19 protein-coding genes are annotated in these 18,226 nt (G+C 35.9%); 17 read left to right on the top strand and 2 right to left on the bottom strand.

Going from position 1 to position 18,226, the window contains the following annotated elements:
* Positions 1 to 53 precede the first annotated feature (53 nt).
* The 14 genes from cntA (at position 54) to A9C19_RS14595 (ending at position 13,158) form a co-directional block, all read left to right on the top strand.
* The gene (gene cntA, locus A9C19_RS14665; protein WP_420835799.1) at positions 54 to 1,670 is read left to right on the top strand and encodes a staphylopine-dependent metal ABC transporter substrate-binding lipoprotein; all 1,617 of its coding nucleotides are present in this window, start codon (positions 54 to 56) and stop codon (positions 1,668 to 1,670) included.
* A 71-nt stretch (positions 1,671 to 1,741) separates the two neighbouring features.
* Complete coding sequence (gene opp1B, locus A9C19_RS14660; RefSeq protein WP_072580623.1) at positions 1,742 to 2,674, top strand: nickel/cobalt ABC transporter permease; 933 nt, start codon at positions 1,742 to 1,744, stop codon at positions 2,672 to 2,674.
* Positions 2,675 to 3,571, top strand: a complete 897-nt coding sequence (gene cntC / locus A9C19_RS14655) for a staphylopine uptake ABC transporter permease subunit CntC (protein ID WP_072580622.1) — start codon at positions 2,675 to 2,677, stop codon at positions 3,569 to 3,571.
* Positions 3,572 to 4,402 carry a staphylopine uptake ABC transporter ATP-binding protein CntD gene (gene cntD / locus A9C19_RS14650; protein ID WP_072580621.1) on the top strand — a complete coding sequence of 277 codons (831 nt, stop codon included), beginning with the start codon at positions 3,572 to 3,574 and terminating at the stop codon, positions 4,400 to 4,402.
* On the top strand, positions 4,386 to 5,132 hold the full coding sequence (locus A9C19_RS14645) for an ABC transporter ATP-binding protein (protein ID WP_072580620.1): 747 nt from the start codon (positions 4,386 to 4,388) through the stop codon (positions 5,130 to 5,132). The genes cntD and A9C19_RS14645 overlap by 17 nt, the downstream gene beginning before the upstream one ends.
* Positions 5,133 to 5,178: 46 nt before the next feature.
* Positions 5,179 to 6,357 carry a staphylopine family metallophore export MFS transporter CntE gene (gene cntE, locus A9C19_RS14640; protein WP_072580619.1) on the top strand — a complete coding sequence of 393 codons (1,179 nt, stop codon included), beginning with the start codon at positions 5,179 to 5,181 and terminating at the stop codon, positions 6,355 to 6,357.
* Positions 6,358 to 6,923: 566 nt separating this feature from the next.
* A complete protein-coding gene (locus tag A9C19_RS14635; RefSeq protein WP_099092777.1) occupies positions 6,924 to 7,268 on the top strand; it encodes an ArsR/SmtB family transcription factor in 345 nt (114 codons plus the stop codon).
* A gap of 18 nt (positions 7,269 to 7,286) precedes the next feature.
* A complete protein-coding gene (locus A9C19_RS14630) occupies positions 7,287 to 8,585 on the top strand; it encodes an arsenic transporter (protein ID WP_072580617.1) in 1,299 nt (432 codons plus the stop codon).
* Between the two features lie 25 nt (positions 8,586 to 8,610).
* Positions 8,611 to 9,030 (top strand): arsenate reductase (thioredoxin), encoded by a 420-nt coding sequence (arsC, locus tag A9C19_RS14625; RefSeq protein WP_072580616.1) that lies wholly within the window; start codon positions 8,611 to 8,613, stop codon positions 9,028 to 9,030.
* Positions 9,031 to 9,114: 84 nt separating this feature from the next.
* A complete protein-coding gene (gene arsD, locus A9C19_RS14620) occupies positions 9,115 to 9,474 on the top strand; it encodes an arsenite efflux transporter metallochaperone ArsD (protein WP_420835798.1) in 360 nt (119 codons plus the stop codon).
* A 20-nt stretch (positions 9,475 to 9,494) separates the two neighbouring features.
* Positions 9,495 to 11,267, top strand: a complete 1,773-nt coding sequence (arsA, locus tag A9C19_RS14615) for an arsenical pump-driving ATPase (RefSeq protein ID WP_072580614.1) — start codon at positions 9,495 to 9,497, stop codon at positions 11,265 to 11,267.
* A 60-nt stretch (positions 11,268 to 11,327) separates the two neighbouring features.
* Complete coding sequence (locus A9C19_RS14610) at positions 11,328 to 11,756, top strand: protein-tyrosine phosphatase family protein (RefSeq protein ID WP_072580613.1); 429 nt, start codon at positions 11,328 to 11,330, stop codon at positions 11,754 to 11,756.
* A 22-nt stretch (positions 11,757 to 11,778) separates the two neighbouring features.
* A complete protein-coding gene (locus A9C19_RS14605) occupies positions 11,779 to 12,054 on the top strand; it encodes an iron-sulfur cluster assembly accessory protein (protein WP_072580612.1) in 276 nt (91 codons plus the stop codon).
* 870 nt (positions 12,055 to 12,924) lie between these two features.
* Positions 12,925 to 13,158 carry a hypothetical protein gene (locus A9C19_RS14595; protein ID WP_072580610.1) on the top strand — a complete coding sequence of 78 codons (234 nt, stop codon included), beginning with the start codon at positions 12,925 to 12,927 and terminating at the stop codon, positions 13,156 to 13,158.
* A 74-nt stretch (positions 13,159 to 13,232) separates the two neighbouring features.
* On the opposite strand, the gene A9C19_RS14590 is transcribed toward A9C19_RS14595, so the two are convergent.
* Positions 13,233 to 13,418: an aspartyl-phosphate phosphatase Spo0E family protein gene (locus A9C19_RS14590; protein ID WP_072580609.1), complete on the bottom strand. Its 186-nt coding sequence runs from the start codon at positions 13,416 to 13,418 to the stop codon at positions 13,233 to 13,235.
* A 329-nt stretch (positions 13,419 to 13,747) separates the two neighbouring features.
* Between A9C19_RS14590 and A9C19_RS22535 the strand changes: the two genes are divergently transcribed.
* The 3 genes from A9C19_RS22535 (at position 13,748) to A9C19_RS14575 (ending at position 16,871) form a co-directional block, all read left to right on the top strand.
* Positions 13,748 to 14,569 (top strand): methyl-accepting chemotaxis protein, encoded by an 822-nt coding sequence (locus A9C19_RS22535; RefSeq protein ID WP_072580608.1) that lies wholly within the window; start codon positions 13,748 to 13,750, stop codon positions 14,567 to 14,569.
* Positions 14,570 to 14,763: 194 nt separating this feature from the next.
* Positions 14,764 to 15,513, top strand: a complete 750-nt coding sequence (locus A9C19_RS14580; RefSeq protein ID WP_072580607.1) for an SDR family NAD(P)-dependent oxidoreductase — start codon at positions 14,764 to 14,766, stop codon at positions 15,511 to 15,513.
* A 383-nt stretch (positions 15,514 to 15,896) separates the two neighbouring features.
* Positions 15,897 to 16,871: a Gfo/Idh/MocA family protein gene (locus tag A9C19_RS14575; RefSeq protein ID WP_072580606.1), complete on the top strand. Its 975-nt coding sequence runs from the start codon at positions 15,897 to 15,899 to the stop codon at positions 16,869 to 16,871.
* A gap of 161 nt (positions 16,872 to 17,032) precedes the next feature.
* Here the strand turns inward: A9C19_RS14575 and A9C19_RS14570 are convergent, their stop codons facing one another.
* On the bottom strand, positions 17,033 to 18,019 hold the full coding sequence (locus tag A9C19_RS14570) for a LacI family DNA-binding transcriptional regulator (protein ID WP_072580605.1): 987 nt from the start codon (positions 18,017 to 18,019) through the stop codon (positions 17,033 to 17,035).
* Positions 18,020 to 18,226: the final 207 nt, after the last annotated feature.

The raw sequence follows: 18,226 nt of genomic DNA, 5'->3' as shown, positions 1-18,226 counted from the left end.
GCATTTGACCTGATAAATACATAAAAAAGGAAGAGGAAAAGGAGAGAAGTAAAGTGAAAAAAAGTAAGTTACTCGGTCTAATAGTATTGATTATATCTATGCTAGTTGCCTGCTCTGCAGAAAATTCTTCTAGTGAGAAAAAGGAGGATCATACAGCTGCTAATAGTGAGAGTGAATTAATTTACGCATCTGCTAAAGACATCAATGATCTAAATCCTCATCTTTACACAGGTTCTATGCCAGCTCAAGGAATGATTTACGAGTCATTAGTTGAAAACACTGAAGATGGAATTAAGCCTTTACTAGCTGAGACGTGGGAAGTTTCAGAAGATGGAAAAGTTTATACGTTCTTGTTAAGAAAGGATGTGAAATTTCATGATGGTGAGCCGTTTAATGCTGAGGCAGTGAAGAAAAATATTGAAGCTGTACAGAATAATGCAGAAAAGCACTCATGGATTAAGTTATCTTCAAAAATTAAAAGTGTGAATGTAATTGATGAACACACAGTTGAAATAGTGTTATCTGATGCATACTACCCAACTTTGGTTGAATTGTCTATGACAAGACCGTATGTATTCATATCCCCTAAAGACTTTAAAAACGGTGAGACTAAAGATGGCGTAAATGGTTTTAATGGTACGGGTCCGTACAAGCTCTCTGAACATAAAATTGATGAGTTTGCGACTTTTACAGCAAATGAAGACTATTGGAATGGAGCGCCAACAATTAAGAAAATTACATCAAAAGTACTTCCTGCTGGAGAAACCACATTGTTAGCTCTACAAAAATCAGAAGTGAATTTTGTATTTACAGACGATCGAGGCGCAGATAGTCTCAATGTTGAAGCTATGAATCAACTGGAAGATTCCGGAGATTATCAGATTGTTAGAAGTGAACCAATGAATACCAAATTGATTGTAGCAAATAGTAGTAGAGCTGATAATCCTATAAGTGAAACAGCTGTTCGTGAAGCCGTTTGGTACTCAATTGATAGAAAGACGATTAGTAAAGATATTTTTAATGATACAGAAACTGTGGCCAACACACTTTTTTCTCCTAATGTGAATTATGCAGATGTTGATTTAAAGAAGCGAGACTACGATGTAGAAAAAGCGAAGGAGATTTTAGAACAAAATGGATGGAAAATAGAAAATGGTGAAGATGTTAGAACGAAGGATGGAAAGGAATTAGCCATGAAGCTCTATTATGATAGCAATTCTGCTTCTCAGAAAACACAGGCAGAATTTATCCAAGCATCATTAACAGAAATTGGTGTTCAACTAGAGATTATTGGTGAAGAGTCAACTTCGATCGCTAATAGAAGATCAACAGGTGACTATGATTTATTATTCAATCAAACGTGGGGTCTAGCATATGATCCACAAAGTACAATTGCTGCTTTTACATCTGAGGCGTCGTATTTACACACGACAAAAGGCATTGATAAGGCAGATGAACTATACAATAAAATTGAGCAAGTTATGGTTTCTACAGATGAGCAGACAAGAAAAAAATTATACGCTGATATTTTGACAATTGTACATGATGAAGCAGTTTTTATTCCTATTACAAATGGAAGTGTTACTGTTGTAGCTCCAAAAAACGTAAACGATATCTCATTCAAGCAAACTCAATTTGAGCTGCCATTTGAGTTAATGAATTTCAAATGAAAATAAAATAGAAAGGGGAAATTCTTCCCCTTTCTATTTTTGAAGATATCTAAAATAGAAGGAGACTATATATGGGAAGTTATATTGTTAGGAGAATACTAATTGCAGTTCCTTTACTGTTAACCATCTCTTTTTTGACATTTATTTTGATTAATCTCTCACCTTTGGACCCAGCAGAAGTGGTCTTACAAGCTCAAGGTGTCCCAGAAATAACAGAAGATTTACTAGAAGAAACGAAAGAAGAGCTTGGGATGAATAAACCATTTATTTTACAATATTTCGACTGGCTTTTTGCTACCTTACAATTGGATTTTGGAGAATCATATATTAATGGAAAACCAGTATGGTCATTATTAGGTCCTGCATTTTTGAATACGTTCAAGTTAACGTTAGTTTCATCAGTTTCTATTATCTTCGTGTCAATACTATTGGGTGTCATTTGTGCGTTAAATGAAGGGAAGATGATTGATAAATCGGTAAGAGGATTTTCCTTTTTCTTAACCGCGATGCCTTCATACTGGTTGGCATCTATGTTGATTTGGTACATATCAGTTAAATTAGATTTATTACCAACAAGTGGAATGGAATCGTATAAAAGTTATATCTTACCAGTTATTGTCATCACCATTAGTTATGCCGGTATATATTTTCGAAATGTAAGAACATCGATGTTAAACAATTTACATGAGGATTATGTTTTATATGGAAGGGCATCTGGGTTATCTGAAGTGAAAATCACGAAGCATATTCTAAGAAATTCACTGCAGGTCGCCGTTACTATATTCGGTATGTCGATCCCCATTATTTTGGGAAGTACAGTAGTGATAGAGAACGTTTTCGCATGGCCGGGACTAGGTACTCTAAGTGTTAATAGCATTTTAAGCAGAGACTTTCCAATTATTCAGGCTTACGTTCTAATACTTGCAACAGCTTTTGTTTTGTTTAATACAATCTCCGATATAATCAATGCTGCGATGAATCCTAAGTTAAGGAATGATCTTTAAATGAGAATAGTAAAAAACTTAAGGAAAGATAAGATAGGAATGATTTCTTTATTGATTATTGTCGTCACCGTTATTGTGGGGATTTTCGCTCCTTTACTAGCGCCTTCTGACCCTAATGAAGTGAATATGAGTCTTCGATATGCTTCACCTTCGTGGGAATATTTATTAGGTAACGATCACCTAGGGAGATGTATTTTCTCTAGAATCATCTATGGAATTCAACCGAGTGTATTATGGGTGTTAGTTGTTTTGCTAGTATCTGTTTTAATTGGCGCTATCTTAGGTTTTCTGGCTGGTTATTATAGAGGGGTAGTTGATGCAGTCATTATGAGAATGTGTGACACCATGTTATCTTTTCCTGGATATGTGATGGCACTAGCGATTATTGGGGTTCTAGGTGTGGGTCTTGAGAACATTCTGATTGCCTTTGCTTTAATTAAATGGGCGTGGTTCGCTCGTATTATTAGAACTTCTGTCATGCAGTATACTGAATTAAATTATGTGAAGTTCTCCAAAGCATGTGGTGTGAGCGATATGAAAATAATCTTTAAGCACATTGTTCCCGTTACCTTTTCTGATATTGCCGTTATTTCTAGTGGTTCTATTGGATCGATGATTTTACAAATTTCAGGATTTTCATTTTTAGGCTTAGGAATTCAGGCACCAAATGCTGAATGGGGAATGATGTTAAATGAAGCAAGAGAAGTTATGTTTACAAGACCTGAGTTAATGCTAGCTCCCGGTTTAGCCATCATTATAGTAGTATCAGCATTCAATTTTTTATCAGATTCGCTTCAAGTTACCATAGATCCTAAATTAGCAAATTCAAAAAATAAAATGAAAGATACTATTCCACTTTCGAAAATGAAGGTTCGAGAAAAAGAGGTGGCCAATTAGATGGAAAATCTATTAGAAGTTAGTAATTTAAAGGTGTGGGATAGCCATTCTGGAAAAGAAATTATTCAGGATAGTTCATTTGAATTAAAATACGGGAGCTGCCTTGCAGTTGTGGGGGAAAGTGGAAGTGGTAAGTCTGTTACTTGCAGAGCGATCATGAGGCTAAACAGGTCGACCCTTCATCAATCAGGAAATATCTTATTTAAAGGGGAGAACATTAGCCAATTATCTACAAAAGAGATGAGAAAGAAGAGAGGAAAAAATCTCTGTATGATTTTACAAAATGGGATGAGTGCCTTCGATCCTTCTTATGTGGTTGGTGTTCATTTGAGAGAAACACTTGCAGAACACTTCAAATGGAGTAAAAGCGAAATAGAGCTAAGAATGACAAGAGCCATGGAAAGCGTCATGTTGAAGAATCCGACAGATATTATGAACAAATATCCTCATCAGTTATCTGGGGGAATGTTGCAACGAGTTATGATAGCATTGGCCATTGTGTTAGAGCCGGATATTATTATTGCTGATGAACCCACTACAGCACTTGATACCATTTCTCAATATGAAGTAGTTGATCAATTTATTAAATTGAGAGAAAGAATGGGATGTTCCATGATCTTTGTTTCCCACGATTTAGGTGTTGTAAGAAAAATTGCAGATGAAGTTATGGTTATGAGGGATGGGAGAATTGTAGAACGAGGGCAAACGGAAGCCATTTTCAATAAGCCTCAACACGATTATACAAAGTATTTAGTATCCACTAGATTGGCGTTGAGTGAACATTTTAAAAAAGTTATGGGGGAGGGACTATTAGTTGCTGACAGTCGATAATGTTGGGAAAACCTATAAAAAAGGTGGCTTGTTTTCTTCAGAGAGACAGAACGTTTTGAAAAATATTAGTTTTGAATGTAAGAGTGGAGAATGTCTTGGTATTATCGGAGAAAGTGGAAGTGGAAAATCGACGTTAGGACGTTTGTTAGTGGGAATTGAAAAGCCGGATTTTGGAAGGGTTTTGTTTGATGGGAAAAATGTAGAAGGGAGAAAAGTAAGATTAGGTAGAATTAGCGCTGTTTTTCAAGACTATAAATCTTCCATTAATCCCTTTTATACTATGGAAGAGGCAATCTTAGAACCATTGAAACTTCAGAACAAGAGTAGTAGAGAAAATAAAGGCAAAGTTGTCAAACTGTTAAATCAAGTTGGTTTATCTGAATCTTATCGGAACAAATATCCTCATGAGTTATCGGGGGGAGAGATCCAAAGAGTGTGTATTGCCAGAGCGGTTTCAACTGAACCAGAATGTATCGTATTAGATGAAGCAATCAGTTCATTAGATGTATCCGTTCAAATGCAGGTTCTTGATTTACTTAAAGATTTAAAGAAAATATATAACATGAGTTACGTTTTTATCACGCATGATATACAGGCTGCGGCCTATATTTGCGACAGAATGATGATTTTTAGAGATGGACAAATTGAAGAGATTGTTAATGTAGAACATTTAAAGGATGTTCAGTCTGTTTATGCAAGAAAGTTATTACAATCGCTAATTACTTTTTAACCCGATGATGAAAGGAAAAGAATTTTTATAGATGGAGGAAGAAACTGTGAATGGAGCAATGTCCTTGCCTTTCCTGCGTTTGTATTTATTAGTGCTTCTTTATTTTAGTGCAAACGCCATACTAAATGTTATTATCCCATTGCAAGGGGGTGCGTTGGGAGCCAATAATACAACAATAGGTTTGATAATGGGGGCCTATTTATTTACAACCATGTTTTTTAGACCTTGGGCCGGCCAGATTATTCAAAAGCACGGACCGATAAAAGTGTTGCGCATTATTCTTATTATGAATGGTTTTGCATTACTTTTATATACGGTAACCGGACTTGGAGGCTACTTAGTTGCTCGTATGTTACAAGGGGTATCAACAGCATTCTTTTCAATGGCTTTACAGATAGGTATTATTGATGCACTGCCAGAGAAGGATCGATCTCAGGGAATTTCACTTTATTCCTTATTTTCGTATATTCCAGGTATTATCGGACCTTTAGTAGCATTAGGTATGTGGCAAGGGGGAATGAGCTCCTTTGCATTCGGAATGATAGCCATTGCTTTAGTAACGGGAGTGGTTGGCTATACTGCTAAAATGGATAAACCTCAAACACAGCCTTCTGCAGAAGATACTGATCAACATGTAAATATGTTTCATTCATTTGGTCAGTTAGTCAAAAATCCACATTTATTTACATGTAGTGTATTAATGTTAGTTGGTTCGATAGTATTCGGAGCAATAACGGTCTTCATTCCTCTTTATGCCGTACAGATGGAAAACGGAAACGCAGGAATTTATCTGATGCTTATGGCTGTAACTGTTGTCATTTCTCGATTTACTCTTAGAAAAAGAATCCCTTCTGATGGAAAATGGCATTCTAAATTTATGATGGGAACGATGCTACTTTTAGCATTGGGTGCACAATGTGTAAGCTATTCGATAATTGGGGGAGTAGTGTTTTTCTATGTTGGTGCTGTTTTATTGGGAGTAGCTCAGGCGATTCTCTATCCAACATTAACAACCTATTTAAGTTTTGTCCTTCCTCCATTAAATCGCAATGTGCTTCTCGGACTTTTTATCGCAATGGCGGATTTAGGTGTGTCACTTGGTGGCATTGTAATGGGACCAATAGCTGACATATTCTCATACTCAACTATGTATCAGATATGTGCGATTTTAGCTATGGTCATGATTCTTTTTTCCATGGAAAGGCGTAAAATACTTGTTAGGTAATTCTATTGAAGATTCGTGGTAGAACATCACAATTACGAGATGGAAATGGAAAGAAATCCTACAGAAAATTCAATACTAATAGTCTGCGTAGGTAAAGAAATGAATGAAGGAAACTTAAAATCATATTTTAGCTAGATCTAGATGAAGCTAATAGAAGGACTGCTTCAATTAAAAATATGAGTTAATCAGCCTATTAAGGTATCTTACTTCAATGTATTTATCATCTAAATATTTCTCTGTAGTAGAGTCAGGATGTGTCTGAAAGATTTCCGTGTCAATTTCTGCATTTTCATAAACATTATTAGGCTCATCCTTAAAAATAATATTCGCAGTAAAAAATGTAAAAGGTATCTAACATTGTGTAGGTCTGTGTTTTTTTAAATAAGCAATTATGAAGTTTAGAATTACTAAGCTTTTTTAAATGAATTGTCTTAAGAACCAAACGATTTGTCTTGTTTCTTGTATAAAAGTAAAAGATGAAACTAATACTACTTTTGACTTTTCTTGTTGAACATATAAGTGAATTGTTATATAGTAATATACGGATGCAACAGGAGGTGGTTTATGTGTTAGGAACGACAATTGAAATTGAGAAAGCTGCGACAATCTTAAAGCTATTAGGTGATAAAACGCGGTTAACAATGGTTAAAATGTTAGATTCTAACGATTGTTGCGTGTGTGAGTTTGTTGAAATTTTTAAAGCGAGTCAACCTGCTATTAGTCAACATCTTCGTAAACTAAAGGATGCAGGAATTGTAAAAGAAGCAAGAAGGGGACAGTGGATTATTTACTCGTTAAATAAAAATAGTGAGTATTATTCATTCGTTCAAAACATACTTGAACAGCTTCCTAATCAAGATTATCGAATAAAAGAATTAGAAGTACAAGGATTACGAATTTCGTGTGAATAAAAATGGGGGATATAACAAATGACATCAGTAGTTTTAGCGTCAGTCATCTTTTTACTCACACTTACTCTAGTCATATGGCAGCCGAAAGGACTATCAATTGGGTGGTCTGCATGTGGTGGTGCCGTATTAGCTTTATTAGTGGGTGTTGTAGATTTTAAAGATGTAATTGATGTAACATCAATCGTTTGGAATGCAACCTTAGCGTTCATAGCGATTATCATTATTTCTCTAATCTTAGATGAAATAGGATTCTTTGAATGGTCGGCTCTACACATGGCTAGAGCGGCAAAAGGTAACGGTATTAAAATGTTCGTTTATGTAAGTATTCTAGGAGCTATTGTCGCAGCCTTCTTTGCGAACGATGGAGCTGCTTTAATTCTTACCCCGATTGTTCTAGCGATGGTTAGAAATTTAAACTTTAGTGAAAAAATGGTCTTTCCATTTATTATTGCTAGTGGCTTTATTGCAGATACGACTTCTCTTCCATTAGTAGTAAGTAACCTGGTAAACATTGTTTCTGCTGACTTTTTTGGTATAGGATTCGTGGAGTTTGCTTCTCGAATGATTATTCCGAACTTTTTCTCATTAGGTGCAAGTATTTTAGTTTTATTACTCTTTTTCCGTAAGAGTATTCCTAGAAATTACGATGCTTCTCAACTGAAAAAGCCTGTGGAAGCTATTCGTGATGAAAAAATGTTTAACTTGTCTTGGGTCGTTTTGGGTATCTTATTAATTGGGTATTTTGCAAGTGAATTTATTGGAATTCCTGTCTCCATTATTGCAGGAATTGTGGCGATTTTCTTCCTAATCATGGCACAAAGAAGCTCTGCGGTTAATACAAAAACTGTGATAAAAGGGGCGCCTTGGGCGATTGTTTTCTTCTCGATTGGAATGTATGTCGTAGTTTATAGTCTGCGAAATGTTGGGTTGACTGATGTATTAGCAGATCTAATCCAGGTTACAGCAGATCAAGGATTGTTTGCTGCAACAGTTGGAATGGGTTTTATTGCAGCGATATTGTCTTCTATTATGAATAATATGCCTACTGTTATGATTGATGCGTTAGCCATTTCAGACACAAATACGACAGGGGTTATAAGAGAAGCTCTCATTTATGCAAATGTTATCGGTTCTGATTTAGGACCAAAAATAACGCCAATTGGCTCACTTGCTACATTATTATGGCTACATGTCCTTTCTTTAAAAGGTGTGAAAATTTCATGGGGTACGTACTTTAAAACAGGAATCATCTTAACCATTCCGACACTGTTTATTACACTTGTTGGCTTATATATTTGGTTACTTATCATTCATTAATCTTACTTAAAAAGGAGCAAAAATCATGTCTAAAAAAACAATCTATTTCTTATGTACTGGAAACTCTTGCAGAAGCCAAATGGCTGAAGGCTGGGCTAAAAAACATCTTGGTGATGAATGGGTAGTAAAAAGTGCTGGTTTAGAAGCACATGGATTAAATCCAAACGCAGTAAAAGCGATGAATGAAGTTGGAATTGATATTTCTACTCAAACATCTGATGTGATTGATCAAGAAATTTTAAACAATGCTGATCTAATTGTTACATTATGTGGTCATGCAGCAGATAATTGCCCAGTAACGCCGCCACATATTAAACGTGTACATTGGGGATTTGATGACCCAGCGAAAGCTGAGGGAACAGATGAAGAAAAATGGGCATTCTTTGGTCGAGTTCGTGACGAAATTGGTGAAAGAATCGAACGTTTCGCAAAAACTGGAGAATAAAAAATTGAAAGCCGTGAGATCTTCTCAAGGCTTTTATTTTTCATGATTCATAATTAATTTCTCTCGCTGAAAGGAATGAAGGATATGAAAATTGAAATATTTGATCCTGCCATGTGCTGCTCAACGGGTGTATGTGGGCCAAGTGTTGATCCTGAATTAACCCGTGTCGCAGCAGCTGTTTACTCCCTTGAAAAAAAAGGGTTCGAAATCAAACGATATAATTTAGCAAATGAACCTGGTATATTCGCTGAAAATGAGACGATAACTCAAATTCTGAATGAAAAAGGACCAGACGCATTACCTGTCACGATAGTAGATAGCCAATTGAAAAAGTCTGGGAAATATCCTACCAATGAGGAGCTCTCAGAATGGTTCGGTGTGGCTAAAGCTGAATTAACCGAAAAGCCGAAGAAAAGAGTATCGATCCAGTTAAAGCAACTGTAAACCAAGGAAGGAGGGAGACGATGTTTCAACCTTTTCAACTTGAACGTATCAATACCCCTTTTTTATTTTTCACAGGGAAAGGTGGGGTTGGAAAAACGTCAACAGCCTGTGCATCAGCAGTAGCGTTAGCAGATGAAGGTAAAAAGGTTTTGATTGTTAGTACTGATCCAGCTTCTAATCTACAAGACGTCTTAGAAATTGACTTAACGAATACACCGAAGGTCATTCCGAATGTTCCTAATCTATATGCTTGTAATTTAGATCCAGAAGAAGCAGCTAAAAATTATCGAGAAAAAGTGGTTGGGCCTTATCGTGGGAAACTACCGGAATCAGTTGTGGCCACGATGGAAGAACAGTTATCTGGTGCCTGTACTGTAGAAATAGCGGCTTTTGACGAGTTTACCCGTTTATTAGCCGATGAAACGATCATAAAAGAATATGATCATATTCTTTTTGACACTGCACCAACTGGGCATACATTAAGACTTCTGCAGCTTCCGACAGCATGGAGTGGATTTTTAGAAGAAAGTACACATGGGGCTTCATGCTTAGGACCATTGTCAGGCCTAAATGATAAGAAAGATGTGTATTCAAGAACTGTAGAAGCGCTGTCTGACTCAGTTAAAACTACTCTTTGCTTAGTTAGCCGACCTGAAGTCTCATCCTTACAAGAGGCTAATCGAGCATCATTAGAGTTAAAGGGGATTGGTATTACCAATCAACTGCTCATCATGAACGGCTTGTTAAAAGAATTTACTTCAGATGATGTAGTATCGACTGCTTTTTATCAGCGTCAGCAGCATGCCGTAAACTCTATTCCTAAAGAGCTGAAACAAGTACCTACCTATTCACTTCCCTTTGTCTCTTTTTCGTTAACAGGAATTCATCATCTTCGTTCTTTCTTTAATGGAGAGTCTTTACCTCCAGTAGAAATAAATGCTGAGCTGGATTCTAATAGGTCAGTAAGTGAGTTACATGATGTGATCCATGATTTTTCAGTATCAAATAAAAGAATTATTCTATCTATGGGAAAAGGTGGAGTAGGCAAAACAACTGTTGCATCTGCAATTGCTGTGGGGCTAGTCGAAAAGGGACATAAGGTTCATTTAACAACAACAGACCCTGCTTCGCATGTAAATGATATGTTTACAAATAATCATTTACATAAAAACCTAATTATTAGTTCCATTCAACCGCATGAGGAAGTTAAAAAGTATAAGGAAGAAGTTCTTTCAAAGGCAAGTGAAGAACTTGATGAGGAGGGTCTTGCTTACTTACAGGAAGATTTAAACTCACCTTGTACAGAGGAAATAGCTGTATTCCGAGCATTTGCAGACGTTGTCGCAAAGTCAGAAGAGGAAATAGTTGTAATTGATACAGCACCGACAGGACATACTTTGCTTTTGTTAGATTCAGCACAACATTACCATAAAGAGCTTAGCCGTTCGTCTGGAGAAGTACCTGAAAATGTAGCTAAGCTACTTCCTAGATTAAGAAACCCAGAAGAAACAAGTGTAGTCATTGTAACAGTAGCTGAAACAACGCCTGTTTTTGAAGCCTCGAGACTTCAGGAGGATTTAAAGCGTGCAGGAATTCTACCAGTATGGTGGATAATCAATCAGAGCTTATATGCAACGAACACGAAGGACCCAATTTTATTAGGGAGAGCTCTTTCCGAACGAACATGGATTCATAAAGTGAACAAAGAGCTGGCAACGAGGTCTGCCATCATTCCTTGGCATAGTGAAGAAAAGATTGGATATGATCAATTGAAGGAATTGAGTTCATCCTAACGTTTTTTTCTAGATGTAGAAGGACGCTAAATAATATGCACGATGATAGGAGGAAGTAAAATGACAACGAAAAATTATCATGAATTAATTAAGGATCGTATTTATATTGGTGGTGCAGATGATCTTCATGATGTGATGAAAAATGAAAAGGTCGATGTTGCTTATGATTTAAGAGCAGAGGCTACAAATGAAGAATTACCATACAATCGCGTGCACAGTCCAATTGTAGACAACGCAGATCAACAAGATGTATCGGTAAAGAGCGCAATTGATTCTGTCGTTCATGCTTATAACGAAGGGAAAAATGTATATTTTCACTGTCAGGGAGGTAGCAACCGAACAGGTACTGTTGCAATTGGGACGCTTTTAGCTCTAGGACAAGCTAAGTCGATTGAAGAAGCAGAAGAAATGGCGAAAACAGCAAGACCAAAAATTAATGTAAAACCAGAAATGAAAGAAACATTAAAAAGAATGTATCCAGAAGCATAAATTAAAATAGGGGGAAATGAAAATGAATATTACTGATGGAGCAAAAGAATTGTTACTACATTTTCTAAGTGAAAAAGGAGCAGAAGGAATACGTCTTACTTCTGTTGCAGGTTGTTGCGGACCACAATTCACCATTTCGTTAGATCCACCAGAAGAATCTGACACTGTTTCAATGATTAACGGAATCAACGTTGCAATTGATTCACAAATTACAGGCACAGAAGAATTAACTTTAGACAAAGAAGAAAGTGAAGAAGGCGTAGGATTAGTTTTAGTAGGTGCAAGTAATTGCTGTTAATGAAAAGCAAATAGGAATGTAGCCTAGGGAGGATTCGCTTCCTCTCTAGAGATTCTTCCTAAAAAACAATGTTTATTTTCTCCGCAGAAAGCGAGTGGAAACAACGAAATGGAGCGTTTTTTTATTCCTTATAGCACATGTTGTTTTCCGATCTTCTCCTAAAACCCGAAGTGTTTTTTCCTCTCTGAATCAGTTAATAGGATAATTTATATAAATGCCTCAATTTCATCATTGTTTATTTTAAAGAAGCACTTAAAAAGGCACTAACTCGTTCAACGGCCGTTCTCTGCTTATAAATCCCTTTCCATTTTTGAGAGCCTCGAGCTGGGGTAGTAAGCCTTGTGACCATTGGACTGAGATATATGAAGTTGACTCAAATTCGGAACCTTGCATGAAGTAGTCATGTTTAAGAATGATCTTTCTAACTTGTTTCCTGGATATTTATGTTAAAATTGATGGTACATAATAAAAAGCTATTCATAAACAATGATTAGCACTAAATGAGTAGGAACAATTGTTGTTCTCTTTTTATTGTTACTAGCAGTCTATTACGTAGTTTGGTTTGCTAATTGAATTTAATGTGTGTAAGAAGCTCAAGAATATTAAAAGAGGTGAACAGTGTTGAGTAATGCGAATTCTTCTAAAGTAGAAAAGTGGCGAATGAAATATTCTGCGTTAATTACTATGTTGGTCTGTTTGTATAGCGTGTTAATTAGTTGGGGGGACAACTGGGTATTAACCAGTATTTTAGGATTAGGAGTAATCGTTTGTGGCACAATCGGTATATCAGATTGGAAGAAATTTTTTAAAGGATAAATTTAAAGACTCTAGTAGGAGATGAATAAAATTTGATTCTAGAAGGAGCTTTTTATGAGTTTGAGACAATTACAATTCTTCCTAGCATTACCCTCTGCTATTCTTTCTTTGTTAGCCTATTTAGTAAAAAATGATTTTCTTTTCTTCCTTTCTCTAGGTGGTATTTTTATAGCAGTATGTATTCGAATGATTAGAATACATAAAAGAGGGCACATTCTTAGTCACCCTGACTCAAGATCCTTTGATGCTGTAGATGATGTAGTGAGCGACATAGAAGAGGATAAGTAAACAGGGCTTATCTAAAGCGCTTACTAAAAATCGACTATATAAAAGTAATAAGATAAAGGCCAGCATTTAGTATACTAAGGAAAGTTTTTGGTACAGGCAGTTCTGTTTTGTTCTTTTTGAAGTTCAATGATCACGATATCTAATTTTTGACTTAATGCTACTGTAGTTGGATGGCTTAAGCCTATTTGTAGTCCTACCTTTATTAGATCGGATTTAAGATTTTCAATTTTTTCATTTAACTCAATTAAATGATTATTCATCCATTACGCCCCCTTGTCCAATTAGAATTTTATTACATTTTAACAAAAATTAGTAAGAATATATACAATTTTATCTATTTTTCCATTTTTAAAGAATGTGAAATAGGATGAAGACTTCTATTAATTCAATCTCCAATTTTAGGGGATAGTAAAGATGGTTCACACATTAGTGATCATCTGTCTATTTCCCTTTCTTCATTAGATCAAGCTTTAAATTCCAAGACGTGATTTAACCACCTTTTTCCATTCATAATGAATAAATAAAAAAACTAAAGATAAAACACAACTGGCCGATATAATGAAAAGACTATTTCATAGGAGTGAAAGAAATGAACAAAGTAGATGCATTTATTATGTCTATCCCTTACATAAAAGAGATATTAAGAGAAGAAACTATGATTACGGTTTTTGATCATGAGAAATATTTGTATTACTCACCAAGTGCTGATTTAAACTTCAATCATAACCCTGGTGATGCATTACCTGAGGCATACGCTAATTATGCGATGGTAAACAAAATAGGAACGACTATTGTTAAGGTACCAGAGGAGGAATTTGGGGTCCCATTTAATAGCATTTCCTTTCCTATTAAGGATGAGAGTGGAAAAATGATGGCTGCTGTGAATGCTGCCATCAGTACAAAAAAACAAGATATGTTCGAGTCAATTATTCTTTCAATGGATAAAGTCGCTGATTCTTTATTAGCAAAAGTACAGCACATTGCGGCTCATTCAGAGGAATTATCGGCTACTGCAGAACAAATATCGGAAAACACAAAGGTTACGGTTGAACATTCTTCAAAAATTACACAGGTGACAGGCACAATAAAAGGAATAAGTGACCAAACAAACTTACTGGGGTTGAATGCAGCCATTGAAGCAGCGAGAGTAGGCAGTGCTGGAGCGGGATTTGGCGTAGTAGCAAATGAGGTGAGAAAGCTTTCTATTGATTCAAAAAATGCAACAATTCGAATTGAAGAAACGCTAGGGGCCATTCAAGATTCAATAAAGAAGCTACAAGAGGATTTTAGTGAAATTACAGAATCATCTCAAGAGGAAGCAAAACTTGTCACTGAATTTATGTTTGAAATTGAAAAATTAACTCAAACTTCTGCGCAATTAAAAGAATACATGAAGAGTGAAATAAGCTAATTTATACATGATAAAGAAAAAAACACTTCTATATCAGAATAGAAAAATTTTATCAAACTCTATCTTTTTAACCCTAAAGTCGTTTTTTGAAAATAGTGTACACACTCTACAAAGAATGATGTAGGCATATCATTTTGAAAGAAGCTGAAAATTAGATATAATACGGGATAGTCTAAATTACTAGGAGGATGACAATGGGTAAAGTTGCGATTATTACAGGTGCTGGTAGTGGATTAGGACAATCAACTGCACTTCGTCTAGCAGAAGAAGGCGTAAATATTTCTGTTGTAGATGTGAACGAAAAAGGTGGACAAGAAACGGTTGAATTAGTGAAAAAACAGGGTGTTGACGCTATTTTCATCAAAGCAGATGTGTCAAAACAGGAAGAAGTAAAAAATTATGTTGATAAAACAGTTGAGCATTTTGGAACAATTGACTACTTCTTTAACAATGCAGGAATTTCAGGTAGCGGTAAGTATTTCTTAGATACATCAATTGAAGAAATTGATAAGATCGTAGGAATTAACTTAATGGGTGCGTTATATGGTATTCATTATGTGGCTGATGTGATGGTGAAAAATGGTGGTGGTTCCATTGTGAACACAGCTTCAAGTGCTGGTGTGATTGGTCAGGATTCTGTTGTAACATACGCTGCAACTAAACATGGTATTGTCGGAATTACAAAAAGTATGGTGGCGGAATACGCAAAAGATGGTTTGCGTGTAAATGCGATTGCTCCAGGACCGACAGAAACACCAATGGTAAAGGAATTCTATGCTGCGAATCCAAAAATGAAAGAAAATGCAACAAGTGGAATTCCACAAAAACGTTTAGGTACTCCAGAGGAAGTTGCAGAATTAGTAACCTTCTTGTTAACTTCTAAAGCAGAGTACATAAATGGGGAAGTCATCCGTATTGATGGTGGATTTACAAATACGAAATAAGCTAAATAGCATAAGTATGTGAGTTGCTTATTGTATGACCATGTTTGCTATCATACACAAAGAAGGTATTCTAAGAAAAAAACCATTTCTCAATGATGAGGAATGGTTTTTTGTATGCTTTTGCGCCGACAGAAGAAATTTACAACCATGCCTAACACAGAATAATAATTAAAATAACCAATTTCTCCAAGTAGAACAGTGATAATCTTTCCTTTTTAAAGCTGTCTTATCACTTTAATGTTACCTTAGGACGGAATGATTGGTCTTGAAGGATAGACTCACTTCAAGCTAAGAAAAATAATCATTTACGGATGAACATAATCATGTAAGGATAGTAGTAACGGATAAACTAAAAGTTCTCAATAATAAGGAGTTGGAGTAAATTGGTTACTATCGGAATTATAGGTACAGGATGGTTTAGTGGTATACATGCAAATATATTAAGTGAGATGGAGGGTGTTAAGGTAAAAGCAATCTGCGGAACTAGTTTGGAAAAAGCAAGGACGTTTGCTTCTTCATACGGAGATATGACTCCATACGGTAACCTAACACAAATGCTTGATTGTGAAAAGCTAGATGCCGTCTATATATGTGTTCCACCTTTTGCCCATGGTGACATTGAATCCGAATTAGTTGCTCGGGGCATACCCTTTTTAGTAGAAAAACCACTAAGTGTAGATGAAGAGGCTCCGTCTAGGATACTGGATGAGGTAAGAAAAAAACCAATCATCACATCTGTTGGCTATCATTTCCGTTATAAAAATTCAGTAGACCTTTTAAGAAACGAACTTAGGGAGAGTACTTTAGGAATGGCGACTGGAGAATGGATGGGGTCAATGCCCGAAGTGCCATGGTGGAGAAATAGACAAACCTCTGGTGGACAGTTTATCGAACAAACAACCCATTTAGTTGATCTTCTTCGATATACAATGGGAGAGGTGAAGGAGGTTTATGCATCCTATGCGAATACATATGTATCAACTCAATATGAAGGAGTGACTGTACCTGATGTTGGGACTGTTAGCTTAAAATTCACCAATGGATTGATTGCAAACCTATCCAATACCTGTATCATCCCTGATGAGCAAACGAAGATTGGGATCAATTACTATACAAATAATGGAGTTATACATCTAGGCCCAGATAGCCTAGAGCTATTCAAAAATGGAGAAAAGCACATCATGGAAGATGTCGATAATCCGTACGTGCTGGAAAATAAAGCTTTTATTCATGCCGTTAGAACTGGGGATACGTCTGGGATATTATCCACTTACGAAGATGCTTTTAAAACTCTAAAAGTAACAGTAGCTGCCCAAGCTTCGGCCGATAGTGGGCAAGTGGTGAAAGTAAGCGAGTAATAGAATTCTTATACCTATAAAACGTAGCGTTTAACAGCTTATAAAGTCATAAAAAGCATGTGGGCTCTCTATTAAAAAGGGACCTACATGCTTTTTTAGTTACTTTGCTTTTCCTTTTTTAGGGGCTTTATTTGTAGTAGTAAATGTATATTCAAAAACACTTATTTTGTACTAGCAAGGGCACAAGAGGCCCTTTCAAATATTTTAGGTGTTAAGATCTGGCTAAGTGGTACAGAGCTAGGCTGCTCAATATAGTTTAACAGAGTTTCTACCATTTGTTGGGCCATTTCCTCTACAGGTACTCCTACGCTTGTTAACGGAACTTCTAAATTTTCCATTTGTGGAATATTGTCATAACTTATGACAGACATATCTTTTGGAATAATGTAATTTGCTTGTCGCAAGGCACGGATAATCCCGGCACTAATATCATAACTAGTTCCAATGATGGCTGTTGGCTTAAAGGAAGTGCTAAGCAGGCGATTCGTCGCCATATATCCATCATACCAGTCAAGTCCAGCAGTATTGACTAAATTATGTGATGATAATGTAAGACCGAGGTTTTCCATCGCCTGTTGAAAGCCGTGATATTTTTCTACTTGCCGTTCATCAACGATCGAAAAATCTCCTAGAAACGCAATCTTTTCATGTCCTAATTGATGTAAGTAGTGGACAGCAGTATGCATGGCTTCTCTATAGTTTACATCAATAACTGGAATAGAATTTTGCTGTTTTACACCATAGGTAACAATAGGCATAGGAAATGTATCAGGCATTTGATAATTCTCTTTATTAAATACAATCCCACCATCTATCTGGAAGCGTTTGAACATATCAATTGACTCTTCAATAGAATTGATGGAGAGAATCATTGAATAATTATGCTTACTAATTTCTTCATTTATTTTTGTAATTAATGTGGAAGGGGCTACTCGTTCTAAAGTCGGCCAAATTAAACCGATTACATTTGATCGCTTAGATACAAGTCGTTGTGCTGCGTAATTTGGTTCATAGCCCATTTCCTTCGCTAATTTAATAATTTTCTCTTTTGTATCAGGCTTTACAAGTGGACTATTATTTAATGCTTTGGATACAGTTGAATAACTAACCCCCACTTTTTTTGCGATATCCTTTATTGTAATTGACATTGATTTCACCAACTATCATGTATTTTAAACTCAGCCATATAAGTATAATCACGTTGTTAAAAAAGTAAAATGATTACGATAATATCATATTTTTACAGTTTACCAGAAAAATAAAACGCTCTCAAGAGGTGGTGAATTATTAAAAAAGTAGAAAAATTCTCTTGAAAAGTTCTAAATAGTAAGGTAGGATAATAATATAAATAACAA

Source organism: Bacillus weihaiensis, assembly GCF_001889165.1.
Classification (GTDB): domain Bacteria; phylum Bacillota; class Bacilli; order Bacillales; family Bacillaceae; genus Metabacillus; species Metabacillus weihaiensis.
Note: the sequence above shows the minus strand (reverse complement) of the source record. Positions and strands in the feature narration are given on the sequence as shown.

Bases quoted from the DNA above. Each gene is read 5' to 3' on its own strand.
- cntC (WP_072580622.1), top strand. From the start codon at position 2,675: ATGAGAATAGTAAAAAACTTAAGGAAAGATAAGATAGGAATGATTTCT.
- arsA (WP_072580614.1), top strand. From the start codon at position 9,495: ATGTTTCAACCTTTTCAACTTGAACGTATCAATACCCCTTTTTTATTT.
- A9C19_RS14570 (WP_072580605.1), bottom strand. From the start codon at position 18,019: ATGTCAATTACAATAAAGGATATCGCAAAAAAAGTGGGGGTTAGTTAT.
- opp1B (WP_072580623.1), top strand. From the start codon at position 1,742: ATGGGAAGTTATATTGTTAGGAGAATACTAATTGCAGTTCCTTTACTG.
- A9C19_RS14590 (WP_072580609.1), bottom strand. From the start codon at position 13,418: ATGAATAATCATTTAATTGAGTTAAATGAAAAAATTGAAAATCTTAAA.
- A9C19_RS14595 (WP_072580610.1), top strand. From the start codon at position 12,925: ATGAGTTTGAGACAATTACAATTCTTCCTAGCATTACCCTCTGCTATT.
- arsD (WP_420835798.1), top strand. From the start codon at position 9,115: ATGAAAATTGAAATATTTGATCCTGCCATGTGCTGCTCAACGGGTGTA.
- A9C19_RS14580 (WP_072580607.1), top strand. From the start codon at position 14,764: ATGGGTAAAGTTGCGATTATTACAGGTGCTGGTAGTGGATTAGGACAA.
- A9C19_RS14610 (WP_072580613.1), top strand. From the start codon at position 11,328: ATGACAACGAAAAATTATCATGAATTAATTAAGGATCGTATTTATATT.
- A9C19_RS14605 (WP_072580612.1), top strand. From the start codon at position 11,779: ATGAATATTACTGATGGAGCAAAAGAATTGTTACTACATTTTCTAAGT.
- cntD (WP_072580621.1), top strand. From the start codon at position 3,572: ATGGAAAATCTATTAGAAGTTAGTAATTTAAAGGTGTGGGATAGCCAT.
- A9C19_RS14630 (WP_072580617.1), top strand. From the start codon at position 7,287: ATGACATCAGTAGTTTTAGCGTCAGTCATCTTTTTACTCACACTTACT.
- arsC (WP_072580616.1), top strand. From the start codon at position 8,611: ATGTCTAAAAAAACAATCTATTTCTTATGTACTGGAAACTCTTGCAGA.
- A9C19_RS22535 (WP_072580608.1), top strand. From the start codon at position 13,748: ATGAACAAAGTAGATGCATTTATTATGTCTATCCCTTACATAAAAGAG.